The following is a 20029-nucleotide window of genomic DNA, read 5'->3' as shown; positions in this document are numbered from 1 at the left end:
CGCAATCGGGTAGTCCATCAGCTTCGCGGCTTACGCCGCTCCTACAAATCAGGGGTCACAGCCTCATTGTCCGTAGTTATCAATAATCATTCTCATTTGGTGTAGAATGCGGCCATCCCGCAGCGTGTCTGGCGTTTGTTTCCGGCAGCTGCATTCGATATCCGTCGTTCCTCAAGCTGTTCGCCAGAGGGGCGCATCCCCACTGTCGAGAGGCTTCCCCCATGTCCCGTCGTTCGTCGTCGCGGTTGTCCGCGCGTGTCTTGCTGTCCCGCAACCCCCTTTCCGCTGCGCTGGCTTTGAGCGCGTTGCTCGCCGGTCCGGCATTGGCCGAAGGCGCAGCAGCGGCTACCGACATCGACACCGTGCATGTCACCGCCGAACAGATCGCCAAGCAGGCCTTGGGCAGCTCGGTAATCACCGCGGTCGATCTGGAGCGTCTGCCGCCGGCCAATGACTTGTCCGAAGTGATCCGGCGCATGCCCGGCATCAATTTGACCGGCAATACCGCGTCGGGCTCCTACGGCAATTTCCGCCAGATCGACATCCGTGGCATGGGCCCGGAAAACACCTTGATCCTGATTGATGGCCGCCCGGTCAGCTCGCGGGACTCGGTGCGCATGGGCCGCAGCGGTGAGCGTAACAGCCGCGGCGACAGCAACTGGGTGCCGGCCGAGGCGGTCGAGCGCATCGAGGTGTTGCGTGGTCCGGCCGCGGCACGTTACGGCTCGGGCGCTTCCGGTGGTGTGGTCAACATCATCACCAAGAAGCCGACCGGTGACCTGACCGGCTCGCTGACCTTGTACGGCAGCCAGGCCGAGCACAGCGATGAAGGCGATAGCGAGCGCGTTGGTTTCCAGTTGTCCGGTCCGTTGAGCGAGCAGCTGTCGTTTCGTCTGTTCGGCAACGTTAACAAGACCGAGCCGGATGCCTTGTCGCTCAATGAAGAATTCGCCACCGGCGTGACTCCGCCGGCCGGCCGCGAAGGTGTACGCAACCGCGATATCAGTGGCCTGCTGCGCTACGACATCAACGACAAGCATGTGCTGGAGCTGGATGCCAGCGTCAGCCGCCAGGGCAATATCTACTCCGGCGAGCGCGGCGTCAGCGGTGACGGCTTCGAGCGTTTGAATGCGCTGTACGGTGCCGAGACCAACGTGATGCTGCGCCGTTCGTTCGGCCTGACTCATCGCGGCAGCTACGACTGGGGTACCTCGCGCATCGCCGCCGCCTACGACGACACCGATAACACCCGTTTGAACGAAGGCTTGGCCGGTGGCCCAGAAGGCTCGATCACCGAAGGCGCGAGCTTCTCCACGTCTGAGCTGACCTCCACCCGCGTGGACGGCGAGATCAACGTGCCGTTGAACTGGGGCGGCATTGAGCAGGTGGCAACGCTGGGCTTCGAGTACCGCGACATGAAGCTGGATGACCCGTACTCGGTGACGCAGACGTCCAGCAGCGGTGGTGGCATCCCGGGTTACGACGGCGTGCGCACTGGTAAGAGCGACCAGCAGTTCGCGGCCGTGTTCGTCGAAGACAACCTGTATATCGGCGAGCGCTGGACGCTGACCCCGGGCCTGCGCTTCGATCACCATTCGCAGTTCGGCAACAACCTCAGCCCCAGCCTCAACGTGCAGTTCAAGCTGGCTGAAGACTGGGCAATCAAGGGCGGCATCGCGCGCGCGTTCAAGGCACCGAACCTCTATCAGGCCAACCCGGATTACCTCTATTACACGCGCGGCAATGGCTGCCCAGTGCTGAACCCGAACCTGGGTTCGGGTTGCTATGTGATGGGTAATGCCAACCTCGATCCGGAAACCAGCATCAACAAGGAAATCGGCATCGAGTGGGCGCCGGACAACGGCTGGCACGCCTCGGTCACCTACTTCCATAACGACTACAAGGACAAGATCGTCGCCGGCCAGGACCGTATAGGCATCACCAATGACACCAAGGGTCAGGTATTCCAGTGGACCAATGCGCCGGAAGCCATCATTCGTGGCGTCGAGGGCAACGTGAAGGTGCCGCTGATTGGAGGTGGTGATGTGCTGTCGTGGAACACCAATGTCACCTGGATGATCGAGAACGTCGACAAGACCACTGATCAGCCGCTGTCCATCATTCCCGAGTACACGGTCAATACCTTCCTGGATTGGCAGGTCAATACGCAGTTGTCGTTCATGCTGACCGGCACCTTCTACGGCAAGCAGGAATCGGCCACGCAGGCCAGCACCACCGGTGCGGCATTGCCGCCGGATACGCGCGCTGCCTATGACCTGTGGAGCCTGGGCGGCCAGTACCGGATCACGCCGAAGGTGCGTGTCGGCGGCGGCGTCAACAACCTGTTCGACAAGCGCCTGTTCCGCGAAGGCACCACCAGCACCAGCGCCACCGGTGCAGGCGCCGCTACCTACAACGAACCCGGCCGCAGCTACTGGGTGAACCTGACCGTCGGCTTCTGATCCAGGCATAGCGATGACAACTCACATGCGTATCCGCTTTCACTCGCTGCTCGCCGTGGCCGCGCTGCTGCTGCTCGGCGTAGTCGCGCCGATGGCAGTGGCCCAGCAACGCAATCCTGCGCAGCTGATGGGCCAGACCGTTGCCGACACTGGCTCGGCGCACTACCGCTTTGAACGCTTCGTGGTGCGCAGTGATGATGGCCAGCGCACGTGGCGGGTCAACCTGGGCATCCCTGCCGGTAAAGCACCGGCAGCGGGTTTTCCGGCCTTGTGGATGCTCGATGGCAATGGCGCGTTGATGGAATTCGACGCGCCGCTGCTGGAGGAACTGGCGCAGAAGCAGCCGACGGTGCTGGTGTTCGTCGGTTATGACAACCAGCAGCGCATCGACTCGCCTGCACGTACCCGCGATTACACGCCGATTGCTGACCAGCCCGAAGACGGCGGCGAAGCGGTAGGCGGTGGCGCCGATGCGTTCCTGGAAGTGATCGAGCGGCGCATCCGTCCGCAGCTGGTGCAGCACGTGGCAACCGATGCCAACAAGCAAGCACTGTGGGGCCATTCGCTGGGCGGGCTGTTCGTGCTGCATACGCTGTACACGCGCAGCGGTGCATTCCAGACCTATGTGCCGGCCAGCCCGTCGCTGTGGTGGCAGCAGGGCGCGATGCTGGGCGCTCCCGAGCGCCAGTTCATCGGCAACAATGCCGGTCATCGCGCGCGGGTGCTGATGATGCTTGGTGGCGGTGAGCGTGATCGCGATACCAGCAACCGCGACATGAGCAACCCGCGTGTGCTCGCACATCTGAAGCGCGTCTCTGGCGCACCGTCCGACGCTGCCGAGCAGTTGTCAGCGCGCCTGCGCCAGGTGCCCGGCTTGGATGTCGAGTACCACCAGTTCGATGGCCTCGGCCATGGCCCGATGTTCCGCGCCTCGTTGATGCGCGCGCTGCATGAAATCACCGGTGTGCGTGACCGCAGCGCGGAGCCGCGCTCCTGATCTGCCCGCTTCTTATCTGAGCTCCAAGTCCGGGCCGACGGCACGGCACCCCATTACCCAGGCAGCGTCACCGCCCAGGCAGAACCCCACGATGCGCGCGACGTCGCGCAGCACCCAAGAGGTAATGCCCGATGGCAAACATTCGTTCCACTACTGCTTCCACCACTGCCCGCGCCGCGCGTCCGCACCTGCTCGGTCTGGCGTTATTGCTGGCCACCGGCGCTGCCGGCGCGCAGGTGTTCGCGCAGCCGGACACCGCGTTCAACGGCAGCGTGCGCGCTACCGCACCGGTTGTATTGCCGGGCAGCGAAACCGGTATTGAAGGCAATGGTTTCACCCCGGGGCAGAAGGTAACCTTGCTGCGCGGTGAGACCGTGCTCAACGCGCAGCCTTATGTCGCCGATGACGAAGGCAAATTCAGCGGCACGCTGGCAATCCCGGCCGACGCCGTCGCTGGCCCGCAGCCGATCGTGGTGCGCGCCGCTGCGCCGGACGCCGCGGCGGTGTTCTCGCTGAAGGTATCGCGCGAAGTGCCGTTGTCCGGCCAGGAGCGCATCCAGGCCGCCAGTAACCGCCTGGTGCAGGGTTTGTATCAGGTCGCCTACAGCCCGGCCAGCAAGGCCGCATTCGTGACCAGCGCGGTCGGTCGCCCGCCGGTGAAGCAGTCCGAGTTGCTCAAGGTGGACCCGGAAACCCTGCAGATCATCGCCCGCGTATCGCCGCAGGCGGCACCGGGTAATGACGGCAACCTGTTCGCGGTCTACGGCGTGGGCGTGGACGACGCCAACGGCACTGTGTGGGTGACCAATACCCGCCAGGACACGGTGGCGGTGTACCGCCAGTCCGACCTGTCGCTGGTCAAGCAGTTCCCGGTCGGCGCGGTGTCGCACGCGCGTGACGTGGTGGTCGATGCACAGCGCAACCGCGCCTACGTCTCGGCCACCGGTGCCGACTACATCAGCGTGTTCGACACCCGCACGCTGCAGCAGCTGGACAACATCACCATTGCATCCGGCAAGCGTGGCGAGACCTTCACCCCGGGTAGCCTGGACATCGATACGGCTACCGGCAAGGTCTATACCGTCAGCCTGGCCGCTGCCGAGGCCGCAATCATCGACGGTGCCAGCGGCAAGGTGGAGAAGGTATTCCCGCTGGCTGGCGCGCGTGATGCGATCGGCGTTGCATGGAACCCGGTGGCCAAGCGCCTGCTGGTGGTATCGCAGGGCAGCGACAACCTGCTGATCGTCGACCCGGCCACTGCCAAGGTCGAGCACGACGTGTATGTCGGTGCCGGTTCCTTGAACGTGTCTTACAGCCCGAGCACGCGCCTGGCCTATATCAGCAACCGCGCTGCCGGCACCGTCACGGTGGTCGACGAAGGCGGCAAGATCATTGCCAACCTCGATGGCGGCACCTACCCGAATCACGTCAGCAAGGGCCCGGATGCGGTGATGTTCGCGATCAACAAGTCCAAGGGCGCTGATGACGCCAAGGGCGATCGCATCACCCGCATGCTGCCTGTGCAGCGCTGAGTGATCGGCCGCGCCCTGCGCGCGACAAAGCGATAAACGCGCGGGAGATGCTGGTAACGGCATCTCCCGCACTGCCATCAAAACCTGGCCGCCACGCAGCTCCAATGCGTCGGCTAATCTGGTAACCGAGGACGTATTGATGAAAGCCACCACCATTGTTCCGACCGGCCTGGGCCTGCTGTTGGCCGTGCTGATTACCGGCTGTGATCGCAGCCCGACACCACCGCAGGTTGCAGCCGAAGCCCCCGCAGTTGCAGCACCCGCTGTCGACGGCGCAGATGCGGGCGGATTGCCGGCTGGCTGGAAGCGCGTGGCCGGGCAGGACGTACCGCAGGTGGCGGCAGCAACGCCGCAGTTGCCGGCCAAGCTGCGCTCGGACGATGGTGTGGACGTTGAAGTGACGGATATCAGTCGCATCGTCGCTGGCGGCGATGATGTGATCGCGGTGATTGAAGCCTTGGGCTTGTCCGATAAGGTCTATGCAGCGCCGGAGCGCTCGGCGACTGCTGCGGGCAAGGCCGCGGCCAAACACTTCCTGTTCAACCGTACAACCGGTGTGGAGGGCGTGCTGAGCCTGGAAGGAACCCTGTTCCTCGGCAACAGCCTGCGCCGCCATGCGCTGCTGGCTGAGCGCCTGCGCGCGGCCGGCCATGCGGCAGTGGTGATCGACGACCTGCAGCCGCCAGCGGACAAGGTGCGCAAGGTGGCGGCTGCGCTTGGTCTGGCTGCACAGGGGCAGGAATTGGCCGGCAAGGTGCAAGCACAGCTCGATCAGGCTGCAGCCATCGCCAAGGACAATGCGAAGCGCCCGCGGGTGATCGCGCTGTCGGCCAGCGGTGCCGGTGGTCTGCCGACCGTGGCCGGCGCTGACAGCGCCGCCAACCAGCTGATCACCATCGCCGGTGGCATCAACATCGGCGAAGAAGCGGGCGTGGCCAATTACTCCCAGCTCAGCAACGAGGGCGTTGTTGCGGCAGCGCCAGACGTGATCCTGGTAACGGAAAACGACCTGCGCCTGTTCGGCGGTGAAGCCGGCCTGTGGAAGGCCTATCCAACCTTGAAGCACACGCCCGCTGGCGCGGCCAACCGTGTCTGGGTGATGCCTGATGTCGAACTCAAATCCACCAGCGTGGGTTCCGGTGCCGGTGCGCTGGCCTTGGCGCAAGCCCTGGCGGAGTTGTCGCGCGGATGATGTCGGCGCAGGTCCGGCGGCCGAACGGTGCGCTGCTGCTATGTCTGTTGCTGGCGGTGCTGCTGGCGGCGGTGCTGTTGTCGTTCGGCACCGGCCCGCTGAAGCTGCCTGCGGCCGACGTGCTGCGGGCGATGGCGGCGCAGTTCGGCTTGGCGGATCCGCAATCGATCAGTGCCCGCGACATGGGCGTGGTCTGGCAGCTGCGCATTCCACGCGCATTGCTCGGCGCGCTGGTGGGAGCATCGCTGGCGATGGCTGGCGTCGCCTTGCAGGGCTTGTTCGGCAATCCGCTGGCTGATCCCGGCATCGTCGGTGTCAGTCAGGGCGCGGCGCTGGGCGCGGTGGCGGCCATCGTGCTCGGTGCGGGCGCATTCGCTGTATGGCTGATTCCGCTGGCGGCCTTCATTGGCGGCGCCGGTGCGACGACCTTGATCTATCTGCTGGCACGGCCCGGGCGCGGTGAGGGCACCGCGACCTTGCTGCTGGTCGGTATCGCGATTGGTGCGGGCTGCTCGGCGGCGGTTGGCTTCCTGACCTACATCGCCAGCGAGAGCGAACTGCAGTCACTGGTGTTCTGGCAGATGGGCTCGTTGGCGCAGGCCAGTTGGAGCGACGTGGCTGCGGTCACGCCGGTATTCGTGATCGGCCTGTTGGCTCTGCTGCGGCTGGCCACGCCCTTGGACATGCTTGCGCTCGGTGAGCGGCAGGCACGTCATATCGGTCTGGATGTCGCACGTACGCGGCTGTTGCTGGTCGCCTTCAGTGCACTGCTGGTAGGTGCAGCGGTGGCGTTTGCCGGCAGCGTCAGTTTCGTCGGTCTGGTGGTGCCGCACCTGGTGCGGATGCTGGCTGGGCCTGGACATCGTTGGTTGCTGCCCTTGTCGGGCGTAGTTGGCGCGTTGCTGATCGTGGTTGCCGATACCGCCGCGCGCACGCTTGATCCACCGTCGGAGATCCCGCTCGGCCTGTTCTCTGCTGCCTTGGGCGCACCGTTCTTCCTATGGCTGGTGTTGCGCAAGCGTGGAGGGCGAGGATGAGCCCGCCGCTGCTTGAACTGCGCAAGGTCAGCGTGCTGCGTGGCAGTCGCCAGATATTGGCCGGTGTCGATCTTTCCCTGCAGGCCGGCACGCTGACTGCCTTGGTCGGCCCTAACGGTGCGGGCAAATCCACGTTGTTGGCCCTGCTTGCCGGTGATGCCGAGCCGGATACCGGGCAGGCACTACTGCATGGCCATGCGCTGGCCGGCTGGCCGGTCCGCGAGCTTGCCCTGCAGCGGGCAGTGATGGTGCAGGATCATGCCGTGCACTTTGCCTTCAGCGTGCGCGAAGTGGTGGCGATGGGGCGTTTACCGCATCCGCCACAACCACGACAGGATGCGGATATCGTCGAAGCCGCGTTGCTTGAAGTAGATGTCACAGCTCTCGCCGGTCGCGATGTGCAGACGCTATCCGGTGGCGAGGCAGCACGCACCTCGCTTGCGCGTGCCTTGGCGCAACAAACGCCGGTACTGCTGCTGGATGAGCCAACCGCCGCACTCGATCTTCGCCATCAGGAGCGCACCCTGCGCAGCGCTCGCGAGCTCGCAGCGCAAGGCCGTTGCGTGGTGGTGGTGGTGCTGCACGACCTCAACCTGGCCTCGGCCTACGCCGATCGCATTGTGATGCTGTGCGATGGACGCATTGCCGCCGATGGTTCACCGCGAGAGGTGCTGACCCGCGACACCATCGGCAAGGTCTACGGTCAGCCGGTGCAGGTGATCGAGCACCCAACGCGTGGCGTGCCGCTGGTAGTTGCCTGCGACGACTGAGTATCCGGCGGTGCGTGGGCGAAGTCGTGTTCTTCGCACGCATCGCGCACTGGCGGGATGGCTACTTCGGCGCTGCCGCCAGCGCCCGATAGTCGCGCGGCGTCATGCCAACGGTGTGTTTGAACTGGCGCGCGAATGCACTTTGGTCGGAGAACCCGCAGGCCTGACCGACGCTGGCGATGCTGGTATCGGTGAACAACATGCGGGTAGCGGCCTCGATGCGGAACTTGGTCAGCAACTGCTGCGGCGTCAGCTGAAATACTTTTTTGAACAAACGCTCCAACTGCGCGACCGAGACGCCACTCTTGCCGGCCAGCGTGCGCACGCGCAGCGGCTCGTGGAAATGCGCCTGCATGTACTCCACTGCAGCGTGCAAGCGCTGGAATGATGAATCCTCGCGGTCGGGTTGGCCAAGATCGCGTGAGATACCTATCAAGCCAACGATGCGGTTGTCCTCAATCAGCGGCTGCTTGAGGGTGAGGCACCAGCCTGGGCTGCGGTTTGCATAGAGCTGCAGCTCAAGCATGTCTTCGATCACTTCGCCGGTCAGCACGCGACGATCCTGCAGGATGTAGCGCGCGGCCAGGTGTGCAGGATAGAGCTGCAACACGCTCCTGCCGACGATCTCCTCGCGGCTCTTCTTCGCCAGCCGTTGCATCAAGGTCTGGTTGACGTGGGTGTAGCGACACTCGGTGTCCTTGATGAAGAACACCACGTCTGGAAGTGGGTCAAACATGCGCACCAACACCTGCGGTGACAGGGTGACAGTCATGGCGTTGCTCTCCGTTGCAGAGCGCACACCCTGCCATTGCGGCGGCCGTCTCTCAAGCGGAATTAGTATGCTGAAATCCGCATCGTGCGAGCAAAGATACACCTAGCGCGTGGTGGTGGGTCCAGTGGAGTATTGAACCCGAAATGTACGGTCATGAACTCCTTTCGTTCTTGCGTATGTATACAAATCAAATGGTTGCAATTGTTACCGGTTGTGTGGATTTTTTGCGCCCTTCCCGTTGATCAGCGGGAAGGCGCGCGTCGATAACCGTCCGGGGGCTGGTATTAGGCGGATCTAAAAACCTCGGCCGGTTATGCCAAGGTAGTGCGTGTCTGCCAGAACCGGCATACCCGATGCTGGATCCGGTTCGGGTTTGTGCGTGAATGTTTTGCCTTCAGTCCAGCCTCGTTCGCGGCCATCAGGATCGTGACTGTTCCATCTGCTGTAGACCTTCGCGTTTGCCCGCGCCGAGGTCCGTTGGAGTGTGCGCGAGAAATGGGCGAAGTCTTCGCGAAGCAGTTGATCGGTATTGTGCCGTCGTCGACCTGCAGCCGTTGCTGAAGCCGCACTTCAATCAAGGCGAGGCGCTGGGCGGGCGCGGTCAGAAGCAGATGTTGTTGATTGCTGAATTTTCGTTGGACATTTCATATTCGAGGGGAAGTAGATGAAAACGAACGATCCCGCCAAGCGCTTGCCGTGTCGTCGGCGTGGCCAATTGGCTATAGCTGTAGCTATCGCGCTGTGTTCCACCGCCATCGGCTCGGCCTGGGCGCAGGACGCAGCTGGGGAGGCCGCGAAGGAACAACAGGCTACTGGCGCGGAAGCGAAGAATCTCGATGCCGTGATCGTGACCGGCTCGCGCATCCGGCGTGAGCCGGGCTTCGAGGGCCCAGCGCCGGTGACGGCAATCAGTGCGGAACGGATCCAGGCCTCCGGCTATACCCAGATCGCCGATCTGGTGAACCAGCTGCCCAGCTTTGCTGCGACCCAGACCAGTCAGACCGCCAACCAGACCGGCAACGTTGGCGTCAGTGCACTGGACCTGCGTGGCATGGGCGTGCAGCGCACGCTGACGCTGGTGGATGGGCGTCGCCAGGTTGCATCCATCCCCGGCACCGCCGGTGTCGACGTAAGCGCACTGCCTGCAAGCATGATCGAGCGCGTGGACGTGGTTACCGGTGGCGCCTCCGCGCTGTATGGCGCCGATGCCGTCAACGGTGTGGTCAACTTCGTCCTCAAGCGCGACTACGAAGGCCTTGAAGCCAGCGTCCGCTATGGTGATTCTTCGCGTGGCGACATGCCTACCTATACCGGCGACGTTCTGTTCGGAAAGAACTTCGCCGACAACCGCGGCAACTTCACCCTGTACGGCTTCTGGGAAGAAAATTCCGGCACCGTGCGCGGCCAGGACCGTCCTTGGACCGCCAACGGCTATCCGTATTACGCCCGTGCCAAAAGCACGGATCCGTATGTGATCCTCGACAACAGCCGCAACGTCTATAACTCGCCCAATGCCACCGTCTTGCTGGGCAACTGCAGCGCGGCCAACGCCGCCAACTGCCTGTACACCTTCAATCCGGACGGCTCGTTGCGCCACTCGCAGCTTGGCCCGGGTGGGCTGACCAACCTGAGCTCAGGCTTCAACGTGCTGCAGCAGGGCACCACCGATGGCGGCGAGTTTGGCGGACGCTACGATTCCTGGTACCTGGTGACGCCATCGGATCGTCAGACAGTGCGCTCGACGCTGGATTTCGACGTCAACGATGCGCTGCGCCTGGTTGGCACGGTCAACTATTCGCAGAGCCAATCTGAAGCCTCCTGGCGCTCGCTCAGTACCTACGGTTCGGGTGGCAGTGAAGTGGTGCCGTACTACAGCCCCTTCATCACCCAGGAAATGATCACCGCCAACGGTGGTGCATTCACCGATGGCATCGCTTTTGGTCGCCACTTCGATGAAGAGCTGGGGCATATGCGCCAGCAGACCGACCGCAAGCTGTTGCAGGCCACCGTAGGCGCGGAAGGCTATTTCGACTTCTTCGGCCGCAGCTGGAACTATGAGGCTTACTATTCTTACGGACGCAGCCGCCAGCGCACCCGCGAACTCAATGCCGGTTCCTACGACCGGCTGCTGTCGGGGTTGAATTCCTATGTGGATGGCGCCGGCAACCCGATTTGCCTGGATGGGCCGGCTGGCTGCGTGGCGATCAATCCGTTCAAGCGGCTGACGTCGGAGATGGTCGACTGGCTGACCTATGACACCGACTGGTCCACGACCACACTTACCCAGAAAGTTGCATCGGCCTATGCCTCTGGCGGCCTGTTCGACCTGCCCGGTGGTGAAGCCAAGATCGTGGTGGGTGCGGAGTACCGCAAGGAACGCAATGAGATCGGTACCATCGCTCAGTACGACCCGACCAACCCGGCGTATGACCCCAGCCTCGGCACCACGCAGAGCAGCTTGACCGGCGAGTTCAGCGTCAAGGAAATCTTCAGCGAGTTGAGCCTGCCGTTGCTGTCAGGCGTGACCGGTGCCGAGCGCCTGTCGCTGGAGCTGGCCGGGCGTGTGTCGGACTACAGCACCGCCGGCCGCACCACCACTACCAAAGTTGGCTTGGAGTGGGCGCCGATCGATGACATTACTCTGCGTGGCACCTATGGCAAGGCAATCCGTGCGCCCAATATCGGTGAGCTGTACACGGCGGGCAGCGTGTCCTCGGCGTGGATCTACGATCCCTGCAACGACTATGCGTTGGCCAACCGCACCAGTACGACCAGCTACACGGCGGGCAACTGCGCGGCCATCAGCCCCAGCGATACCAGCGTCGGCAACTACTGGCAGTGGAAGGACATCGTCTATTCGGGCAACGTCAACCTGAAGCCGGAAACCGCCAAGACCACGACCTTTGGCGTGGTGCTGCGGCCGCGCTTCATTTCCAACCTGACGGTGTCGGCCGACTATTACAAGATCGACCTGCGCGGGGTGATCTCCACCCTGGACTACCAGACCATCCTCAACCGTTGCGTCGACCAGGCCAGCCTGGACAACGCTTTCTGTGATCTGGTCAGCCGCGACTCGGCTGGCGATATCGTAGAAGTTGCCGTGCAACAGCTGAACCTGTCGCAGAGCATCGCACGTGGCGTGGACATCAATGCCAACTGGTACTACGACCTGGGTGGTGTAGCCAGCTCCAATGCGGGCCGCATCCTGGTGGATCTCAGCTACGGTCGTACCCTGGAACGCAAGTTCGTCGCCGATCCGTTGAATCCAGATGACGAATGGGATTACCTGACGCTGTGGGGCACGCCGAAGTGGAAGGGCACGGTACGTACCGGTTGGTCCAATCCCAAAGCCAGTTTCTACTGGACCCTGCGGCATGTATCGAAGATGCGTGGCAGCAATACCTCCACCGCAAGCTACGCGCGTGAGTGGGCCGGCAATACGTTCTACAGCGACTTCTACGCCAGCTATCAGCTCACGCCGAAGTTCAGTGTGTTCGGTGGCATGAACAATGTGTTTGATCGCGCGCCGCCACGGGTGCCGGGTGCAGAGGCGGGCGGCGCCGGCTTCAATCAGACCGGCTATCAGGCAGCGGTATATGACGTGCTGGGCCGCACCTTCAACATCGGCGTGCGTATGAAGCTGTAACGATCTTTGGCGACTGCAAAAAGAGCAGGGCCGACGGGATGACCGTCGGCCCTGCTTGTTTTCACACTGTTGGAAGCCGCAGCTGCGCTGGGGCTTCGCAGGCTCAGTTGGCCTTGCTGTTGTAACGCAGGGTCAGCTGGTACTCGCGGCCCGGCTGGTTGTACCAGGCAACGGTTTCGTATTCGCGGTCGAACACGTTGGCGGCCTTGGCCTGCAGGCTCCAGGCATCGTTGATGGCGTATTCAACGCGCACATCCATGGTGCCGTAGCCGGCCAGACGCACGCTGTTGGCAGCGTTGTCGAAGCGGTGGCCGCTGCCGGCAGCGGTCACGCCCAGGCGCAGCGGGCCGAAGCTCTTGTCCACATCCAGACGGCCGCTGGTGCGCGCGCGGCGGGCCAGCAGGTTGTCGTAGGTGGCAGCGCCGGAGGTATGGTCGCGCGGGTCGGTGAAGCTGGCCTGGGCGTTGATATCGAAACCAGCCAGCGACAGATAGCCGGTCAGCTCGGCGCCGCGGATGCGGGCTTCGGCAACGTTGACCAGGTCGAAGTTGCTGTCATAGCCGATCAGCTGGTCGACGCGGGTTTCGTAGGCGTTGAAGGTCCAGTTCCAGTTGTCGGCGTACTGCGCGATGCCCAGGTTCAGGCTCTTGGATTCTTCCGGCTTCAAGTTCGGGTTGCTGAAACCCGGGTAGTACAGGTCGTTGAAGGTCGGTGCCTTGAAGCCGGTGCCGGCGCTGGCGGTCAGGCGGAAGCCGTTGCCAAAGGCGAAGCCGTAACCCAGGCTGCCGGTGGTGTGGTTACCGAACTGTTCGTTGTCGTCGTTGCGCACGCTGGCCTGCAGCGAGTGCGCGCCAAACTGGCCCTGGTACTCGGCAAACACGCCAAGGTTGTCGCGCTGGTCGATGTCGAACGCGGTGGAGCTGGTGACCTTGTCGTTCTGCCAATCGGCGCCGGCGGTGATCTGCTGGCCTTCGGCGAAGCTGAAGTCGCCCTGCACGCTGGCGGTGTCGCGGCGGGTATCGAAAGCGCTGGCGAAGCGGCGGGTGCCGTTGTTGGCATCAGCAAAGTAGTTGTCGGCTTCGTCGCGGTTGCGGCCAACCTGCGCGCTGAGGCGGAAGCGGTCCGATGCAGCCCAGGCGAGCTTTGCACCATAGACCTGCTGGCGGTTGTCGGCTTCGTTGCCGCCGAAGATGCTGCCGTCGTATTCGTTGAAGCTGTCGGCGTTGAGCACATGGCCTTCCAGGCTCAGCGTGTCGGTCAGGGCATAGCCGCCGCGCACGTTGATGGAGGTGTTGCGGTAGCCATCGCGGTCCGGCTCATCGGCGTAGCAGCCAGCGCCCCAGCCAGCGGCAGTGCCGCGGCAGGCGTTGATGCCGTCGGTCTTCTGGTAGCCGCCCTGGGCCGAGATCCAGCCACGCTCGCCGCGGTTGCTGAAGCCGGCGCTGACCTGGCGCAGGTTGTTGCTGCCGGCGGTGATTGCCAGGTTCTGCTGCAGGCCCTGGCCAGCGTTGCGGGTGAAGATCTGGATCACGCCGCCAATGGCCTCGGAGCCGTACAGGCTCGAACGCGGGCCGCGCACGATTTCAATGCGTTCGATCTGGTCAACCGGCAGGTCCTGCAGTGCGGCCATGCCGCTGGTGGCCGAGGCCACACGCACGCCATCTACCAGCACCAGCACCTGGTTGGAGTTGCTGCCGCGCAGGAACAGCGAAGTGATCTTGCCGGCGCCGCCCTGGTTGGCGAAGTCCAGACCAGCGCGGCCGCGCAGCAGGTCCTGCAGCGAGTTGGCCTGGCTGTGGTCGATCTGCGCACGGTCGATGACCTGTACCGGCACAACGCTGTTTTCGATGGAGACCGGGGTACGGGTCGCGGTGACGGTGACGTCGTCCAGCTCGGTCGGTGCGTTCTGCGCGGCGGCAACGCCCGGCAATGCCAGGGCAAGGGCGAGCGAAAGGGTGTGGTAAGACAGTTTCATGGAAGCTCCTGGGCCTGCACGCTCCCGCGCAGGCGGATTGGGGAGGCTGCCAGAAGAGGGAGAAGACGGAGGCGGCGCACACGGCGCTACAGCCGCCGCCATGCCCTCCGCATCGCAACCAGTCGGCTTTCGGGCCGGTCTCCGGACTCGCAGGCGAGGCGGCGTGTGCCGCTTCCGTCCAGACGCCTTCCCGTGCCGTGCACAGTGGCGCCATGTCTGGACTTGTCCTGCTTACCGTTGCGGGGGCAGCGCCGGAATGGCTGCACGCTGGAGATCCAGCAGTGCGCGGCACCGGCTTCCCGTTTCAACCGACCAGCAATGCCGGGCGGTCACCTGAAAGTGCGCGCATTCTATGCCATTGCCGCCAAGGTTGCCGGAATGGGCGGCAACGGCGGCCGTACCGTTGCGTCGGTAGCCAAGGTTCAAGACAGCCCGGACATGCGCAGTGAGCCCGGGAAGTGCAGGGCGCTGCAGCCCGCATCGATGCTGCAATCGCATTCCCCGGGAGCGCTGCGCTTACCCGGGCTACGTGTTGCTGGAGTTGGGTTTGAGCAGTGACTGCCGAAGCAGGTCATGCGCAGCACTGTTGCTGAATGGCTAGAATGCGCGCTGCAAACGCAGTATCGGAAGTGTCGTGACAGAAACATGGTACGGGCAGGCCTGCGGCCAGCCTTCGCAGGAATACCGGCAGCGTGCGCTGCTGCGCCAGCGCCAGCTGACCAAGCCGGAAGGCGCGTTGGGTCGCTTGGAGACCTTGGCCGTTGAGCTGGCCGCGCTGCAAGGCGTGGATCAGCCGGTGGCGCAACGTGTGCCGGTGGTGGTGTTCGCTGGCGATCACGGTGTGACCGCGCAGGGCGTGTCGGCCTACCCGGCGGAAGTGACGGTGCAGATGCTGCACAACTTTGCCGGCGGTGGTGCTGCCATTGCGGTGCTGGCGCGCGAACTGGGCCTGCCGCTGCACGTTTGGGATGTGGGCAGCCGCGCCACCGCGCCGATTGCCGGCGTGGTCAGTGCCAAGACGCTGTACGGCACTGCGGACTTCAGTACCGCCCCGGCGATGTCGGTTGCCGATCTGGACGCTGCCTTCGATGCCGGTCGCCGCGCGGTGGAAATCGCCTGCGCCGACGGTGCCGATCTGCTGGTGTTCGGTGAGATGGGCATCGGCAACACCACCGCTGCCAGTGCGGTAGCCGCCGTGCTCGGCCCGTTGCCGTTGGACGAGTTGGTCGGCGCTGGTACCGGCCTGGACGCGGTACGCATGGTGCAGAAGAAAAATCTGATCGCACGCGCGCTGAGCCTGCATGGTGAAGCGATCAGCACGGCCGAGTCGCCCGCGTACGAAGCGTTGCAACGTGTGGGTGGATTGGAGATCGCAGCGATCTGCGCGGCGATGATTGCCGCTGCGCAGCGTCGTATTCCAGTGTTGGTGGATGGCTTCATTGTCTCTGCTGCGGCATTGGCGGCAGTGCGCATCAATCCGAGTCTGCGGCCGTGGCTGCTGTTCTCGCATCAGTCGGCCGAGCGCGGTCATATCCGCCTGTTGGAAACGCTGCAGGCACAGCCGTTGCTGTCGTTGGACCTGCGTCTTGGCGAAGGCTCCGGTGCCGCGCTCGCGTTGCCGCTGGTACGCATGGCCTGCGCCCTGCACAACAGCATGGCGACGTTTGCCGAAGCGGCGGTCGCTGATCGCGGTGGCGGCCGATGATTCTGGATCTGCTGCGGCATGCTTCCACCGGACGTGCAGGTCATCTGGACGGTCGTACCGATCCGCCCTTGATCGAAGGCGCGATGGATGCGCTGTACCGCTGCCATGCCGGCATCGGCTGGAGCCGCGTGATCAGCTCGCCGCGCCGGCGCGCGCTGGACACCGCGCATGCGCTGGTGGCCGGCAGCAACCAGTTCTGCGAAATCCATCCGGATTGGGCCGAGCTCGACTTCGGTGATTGGGACGGGCTGCATTTCGATGAACTACCGGCCGAGCAACTGGCCGGGTTCTATAGCGAGCCGCACGATGTGGTGCCGCCCAACGGCGAATCCTGGCAGCAGTTCCAGGCACGCGTGGAAGAGCAGTTGCATCGGCTGGTGGACGAAGATGATGGCGACGGCCAGCCGGTGCTGGTCGTCAGCCATGCCGGCGTGTTGCGGCTGGTTGTGTCGCGGGTCTGCGGCATGAGCCTGTCTTCGCTGTGGGCGATGCGTATTGATTACGGCACCCGTGTGCGCCTGCGCGTGGAGCGTGGCGAAGACGGGCAGTTGTGGGGTGAATTACTGGAGTTGCGACAACCATGATCGGACGCCGCCTGATCCTTGCCATTCAATTCCTGACTCGGCTGCCGACACCGCAGGTGCGCGATTTCCGCCAGGAAGATCTGAGCAGATCGGCGGTGTACTACCCCTTGGTCGGCGTCATCATCGGCGTGCTGCTGGCGCTACCGCTGTATGGCTTGGCTGATCGTCCATGGTTGGCCGGCGCATTGACCTTGCTGGTCTGGGTATGGGTGACCGGCGCGCTGCATCTGGATGGCCTGGGCGATGTCGCCGATGCCTTCGGTGCGGCGCATCGCAACCCGCAGCGTTTTCTGGAAGTACTCAAAGACCCGCATATGGGCGTGTTCGGCGTGGTCACGCTGATCATGCAGCTGCTGCTCAAGTTCGTGTTGCTGACCGAGCTTGCGGTGGGCCCGTTGTGGTTCGGCATCGTGCTGGTGCCGGCGTGGGCGCGTTGGGGCACCTTGTGGTGGAGCCAGCGCATACCGTCGCTGCATGGCGATGGTTTGGGTGAGCGTTTTTCCTGGCAGCTGCGACCGTCGGCGATGTGGTTGTGGGCGGCACTGCTGGCCGCGATCAGCGCGATTTTCGCCTGGCCGTTGTTGCTGGCGCTACTGCTGGTGCCGCTGGTTGCGCTGTGGTGGAAGCGCAAGCTTGGCGGCATCTCCGGCGATGGCCTGGGCGCCAGTGTCGAGGTAGTGGAGACACTGCTGCTATTGGCCCTGGTAATCCTCGCACCGCTCGCCACCGGGTTTGTAGGAGCGGCGTAAGCCGCGAAGCCACAGTTGCAACCGGAGCCATTTAACTAGAACTACCAGCGATCATTGCTGTGCGATCTGATGGACGTCCAGCTTCGCGGCTGACGCCGCTCCCACAAGGTGACCACCTGTAGTGCCGAGCCATGCTCGGCAGGGGCCTTGCAGGCGCTGCGTCGGACAGTTCCGCCAGCTTCGCGGCTGACGCCGCTCCCACAAAAGCACCGGGCGGAGTTCAATCCTCGAAGCGAATCTCGCTGTTATCTTCTTCATCGGCTTCGGCCTGCATATGCGTTTCATGCACCGGCCCGGCCTGTTGCCCTGCGCGTCCAGTAGGCAGGGCGCCAACGGCGACTTCGTACTCTGCGACCAGCTGCTGGCGGCGTGCTTCGGGTATTTCCTGCCAATGGCAGCCGACCAATGCGCCTTCCAGCGAATACAGCAGGTTGAGGCTGGGCTTGAAGCCGGCGCGGCGTACCTTCATGAACGCCGCTACCGGGCCGATCGCGCTCAGATCCTGCTCGCTGCGCAAGCCCACCTGACGCAGCCAGGCTGCACTCTTGGGGCCGATATTGCGCAGCTTGGGCGCGCTCATTGCAGCGCCTCGACAAACACCTGGGCGATGGCTTCCAGCCCCAGTTGATCATCCGCGTCGAAGCGTGCGATCACCGGGCTGTCGATATCGAATACGCCGACCAAGGCGCCGTTGTGAACCAAGGGCACCACCAGTTCAGAGCGCGAGGCCGAGTCGCAGGCGATATGGCCGGGGAAGGCATCCACGTCTTCGATGCGCTGGGTCTGGCGGCTGCTGGCAGCGGCGCCACATACGCCTTTGGACAGGGGAATACGCACGCAGGCCGGCAAGCCTTGGAACGGGCCCACCACCAGCTCCTTGCCGTCGTAGAAGTAGAACCCCACCCAGTTGAGCTGCGGCAGCGCGTGGTAGACCAGCGCCGACAGATTGGCGGCATTGGCAATACGATCTGGCTCGCCATGGACCAGAGCGCGGGCCTGGGCCAGCAGCTGGGCGTACTGTTCCGGCTTGCTGCCGGTCAGCGTATCGGTGTTGAACATCTCAGGAGTCTCTAACCGCTTGCACAGCTGTTGATTCTGCCAGTTCGGGCGGGTCGCTGCAGGCCAGATAGATGACTGCGCGTTATGAGTTGAACTGCCAGAAGCTCAAAGCACACTGATCCGCGCCGAGCTGATGTCTTACATGCAGCCGATGATCTTGATCCTGCGCTCGCGCTCCAGCTCGCGCAGTACATGGCTGCGCTCGCGGATGACGGTGACCATGCGCTGTACGTGAGTGCGGGCGACCAGGTCGACGAAGGCCGGGTTGGCCGATGTGCGGTCGCCGTCATAGGGCGTTTCCTGCACTGCCTGTTTGATGCTGGCCAGCAGGCCGGTCAGGTTGCCCATCACGATGTCATCGATGGCGCCCTGGATTGCACCGCAGGCGGTGTGACCCATGACGATGACCAGCCGCGCGCCGGCAACGGCGCAGGCGTATTCCATGCTGCCGAGCACGTCGTCATTGACTACATAGCCGGCGATGCGCGCGTTGAAGGTGTCGCCGATGCCGAGGTCACAGATGATCTCCACCGGCGTGCGAGAGTCGATGCACGACAGCGAAATCGCAGCCGGGTGCTGGCCGCTGATGGTGCAGCGCTGCTCGGCCAAGGTATCGCGCGGTAGCTGCGTGCCCATCATGAAGCGGCGGTTGCCATCGAGCATCAGGGCGATGATGTCATCCGGCGACAGGCTGTCACGCTGCTGCTGGGTAAGCGCGCTGTTGAAATAGGGGGCAGGCAGGTCGATATCGTCGCTCATGGCGGCGAATCATAGCGGCAGGTGCTGTGGGAAGCAGGTGCGATGTGGCGAGAGAATGCGTGACCAACGGCGGAGGAAAAACCGGGATTGCAGGCAAAAAAAGACCCGGCAGCGGGAGGGAGCTGCCGGGTCTGGGATTGCGCGGGGGAGGGACCGCGCAAATTCTGTTGTCTGGGTGTCAGTCGGTTTTGCGCTCAGCCTTGGCGGGCTTGGCAGCGAACGGCTGGCGTACCAGCGCGCCCAATGCCTCGCTGGTCTTCAGGCTGAGCCCGACCACTTCCTGGTTGGCGTTGGCCAGCCGTTCGATGTTCTCGCGCGCCAGCTGCATGCCCTTGGGCAGCAGCGCCTGCAGATCCGCCTGCGCACCGGCCTGGGCCAGTTCGCCGAAGAAGCCAGCCGCAGCGGTGGTGTTGCGCTCGAACGCTCGCAGTTGCACGCCAAACACGCTTTCAGCATTTTCCAGCGCGAGCCGATTGGCACGGTTGGCGGCTGCGGCGAGCTGCTGGGTGTAGCTGCTGAAGTCGTTGAACTGAGCGGACATCGAGGTGATCCGGCGGGTCTTGTTGCGTCGCAGCATAGCGCGGATTTTGCGCGGCGCAACATTTAATGATGAACGATTCAGTATTCCGCCACTGTAGAGCCGAGCCATGCTGGCTGGGGCGTTCCAGGTAAGGCCCGCTCTGTAGTGGGGGGGGGGGGGGGGGGGGCGGGGGGGCGGGCGGGCGGGGGGGCCCCGGCGGGGGGGGGGGGCGGGGGCGCCCCGGGGCGGGGCGGGCGGGGGGCGGGGCGG

At 64.0% G+C, this 20029-nt stretch carries 16 protein-coding genes and 1 riboswitch; of the genes, 10 read left to right on the top strand and 6 right to left on the bottom strand.

Annotated elements, in window-relative coordinates; translation table 11 throughout:
* The first annotated feature begins 221 nt into the window (after positions 1-221).
* The 6 genes from ACVOMB_RS13840 (at position 222) to ACVOMB_RS13815 (ending at position 7990) form a co-directional block, all read left to right on the top strand.
* On the top strand, positions 222-2462 hold the full coding sequence (locus tag ACVOMB_RS13840) for a TonB-dependent siderophore receptor (protein WP_481531706.1): 2241 nt from the start codon (positions 222-224) through the stop codon (positions 2460-2462).
* 25 nt (positions 2463-2487) lie between these two features.
* Positions 2488-3459, top strand: coding sequence for an alpha/beta hydrolase (locus ACVOMB_RS13835; protein ID WP_481531705.1), 972 nt, complete (start codon positions 2488-2490; stop codon positions 3457-3459).
* Between the two features lie 131 nt (positions 3460-3590).
* Positions 3591-4991, top strand: a complete 1401-nt coding sequence (locus ACVOMB_RS13830; protein WP_481531704.1) for a YncE family protein — start codon at positions 3591-3593, stop codon at positions 4989-4991.
* Positions 4992-5130: 139 nt separating this feature from the next.
* Entirely contained in the window at positions 5131-6183 is a 1053-nt protein-coding gene (locus ACVOMB_RS13825; RefSeq protein WP_481531703.1) for a heme/hemin ABC transporter substrate-binding protein, read from the top strand.
* A complete protein-coding gene (locus tag ACVOMB_RS13820) occupies positions 6180-7220 on the top strand; it encodes a FecCD family ABC transporter permease (RefSeq protein ID WP_481531702.1) in 1041 nt (346 codons plus the stop codon). Before ACVOMB_RS13825 ends, ACVOMB_RS13820 begins: the two co-directional genes overlap by 4 nt.
* Positions 7217-7990 carry a heme ABC transporter ATP-binding protein gene (locus tag ACVOMB_RS13815; protein WP_481531701.1) on the top strand — a complete coding sequence of 258 codons (774 nt, stop codon included), beginning with the start codon at positions 7217-7219 and terminating at the stop codon, positions 7988-7990. The genes ACVOMB_RS13820 and ACVOMB_RS13815 overlap by 4 nt, the downstream gene beginning before the upstream one ends.
* A gap of 61 nt (positions 7991-8051) precedes the next feature.
* Here ACVOMB_RS13815 and ACVOMB_RS13810 read toward each other — a convergent pair whose 3' ends face one another.
* Positions 8052-8762: an AraC family transcriptional regulator gene (locus tag ACVOMB_RS13810; RefSeq protein WP_481531700.1), complete on the bottom strand. Its 711-nt coding sequence runs from the start codon at positions 8760-8762 to the stop codon at positions 8052-8054.
* A 664-nt stretch (positions 8763-9426) separates the two neighbouring features.
* On the opposite strand from ACVOMB_RS13810, the gene ACVOMB_RS13805 reads away from it, so the two are divergent.
* The gene (locus tag ACVOMB_RS13805) at positions 9427-12408 is read left to right on the top strand and encodes a TonB-dependent receptor domain-containing protein (RefSeq protein WP_481531699.1); all 2982 of its coding nucleotides are present in this window, start codon (positions 9427-9429) and stop codon (positions 12406-12408) included.
* 103 nt (positions 12409-12511) lie between these two features.
* On the opposite strand, the gene btuB is transcribed toward ACVOMB_RS13805, so the two are convergent.
* Positions 12512-14383: a TonB-dependent vitamin B12 receptor gene (gene btuB, locus ACVOMB_RS13800; protein WP_481531698.1), complete on the bottom strand. Its 1872-nt coding sequence runs from the start codon at positions 14381-14383 to the stop codon at positions 12512-12514.
* Between the two features lie 115 nt (positions 14384-14498).
* Positions 14499-14735, bottom strand: a riboswitch (cobalamin riboswitch).
* Positions 14736-15017: 282 nt separating this feature from the next.
* On the opposite strand from btuB, the gene cobT reads away from it, so the two are divergent.
* From cobT to cobS, 3 genes are read left to right on the top strand one after another with little or no spacing between them, the layout of a single operon-like run.
* Positions 15018-16088, top strand: coding sequence for a nicotinate-nucleotide--dimethylbenzimidazole phosphoribosyltransferase (cobT, locus tag ACVOMB_RS13795; RefSeq protein WP_481531697.1), 1071 nt, complete (start codon positions 15018-15020; stop codon positions 16086-16088).
* Positions 16085-16672 carry a histidine phosphatase family protein gene (locus ACVOMB_RS13790; RefSeq protein WP_481527321.1) on the top strand — a complete coding sequence of 196 codons (588 nt, stop codon included), beginning with the start codon at positions 16085-16087 and terminating at the stop codon, positions 16670-16672. The genes cobT and ACVOMB_RS13790 overlap by 4 nt, the downstream gene beginning before the upstream one ends.
* Positions 16669-17421 carry an adenosylcobinamide-GDP ribazoletransferase gene (gene cobS / locus ACVOMB_RS13785; protein ID WP_481531696.1) on the top strand — a complete coding sequence of 251 codons (753 nt, stop codon included), beginning with the start codon at positions 16669-16671 and terminating at the stop codon, positions 17419-17421. The genes ACVOMB_RS13790 and cobS overlap by 4 nt, the downstream gene beginning before the upstream one ends.
* Before the next feature lie 220 nt (positions 17422-17641).
* Here the strand turns inward: cobS and ACVOMB_RS13780 are convergent, their stop codons facing one another.
* The 4 genes from ACVOMB_RS13780 to ACVOMB_RS13765 form a co-directional block, all read right to left on the bottom strand.
* Positions 17642-18001: a TfoX/Sxy family protein gene (locus tag ACVOMB_RS13780; RefSeq protein WP_481531695.1), complete on the bottom strand. Its 360-nt coding sequence runs from the start codon at positions 17999-18001 to the stop codon at positions 17642-17644.
* Positions 17998-18480, bottom strand: coding sequence for a GAF domain-containing protein (locus tag ACVOMB_RS13775; RefSeq protein ID WP_481531694.1), 483 nt, complete (start codon positions 18478-18480; stop codon positions 17998-18000). Before ACVOMB_RS13775 ends, ACVOMB_RS13780 begins: the two co-directional genes overlap by 4 nt.
* A gap of 138 nt (positions 18481-18618) precedes the next feature.
* Positions 18619-19239: a carbonic anhydrase family protein gene (locus ACVOMB_RS13770; protein WP_481531693.1), complete on the bottom strand. Its 621-nt coding sequence runs from the start codon at positions 19237-19239 to the stop codon at positions 18619-18621.
* 178 nt (positions 19240-19417) lie between these two features.
* A complete protein-coding gene (locus tag ACVOMB_RS13765) occupies positions 19418-19780 on the bottom strand; it encodes a phasin family protein (protein WP_481531732.1) in 363 nt (120 codons plus the stop codon).
* Positions 19781-20029: the final 249 nt, after the last annotated feature.

The organism is Stenotrophomonas sp. STEN018 (genome assembly GCF_056760235.1).
This window is presented reverse-complemented; position numbering and strand designations above follow the sequence as displayed.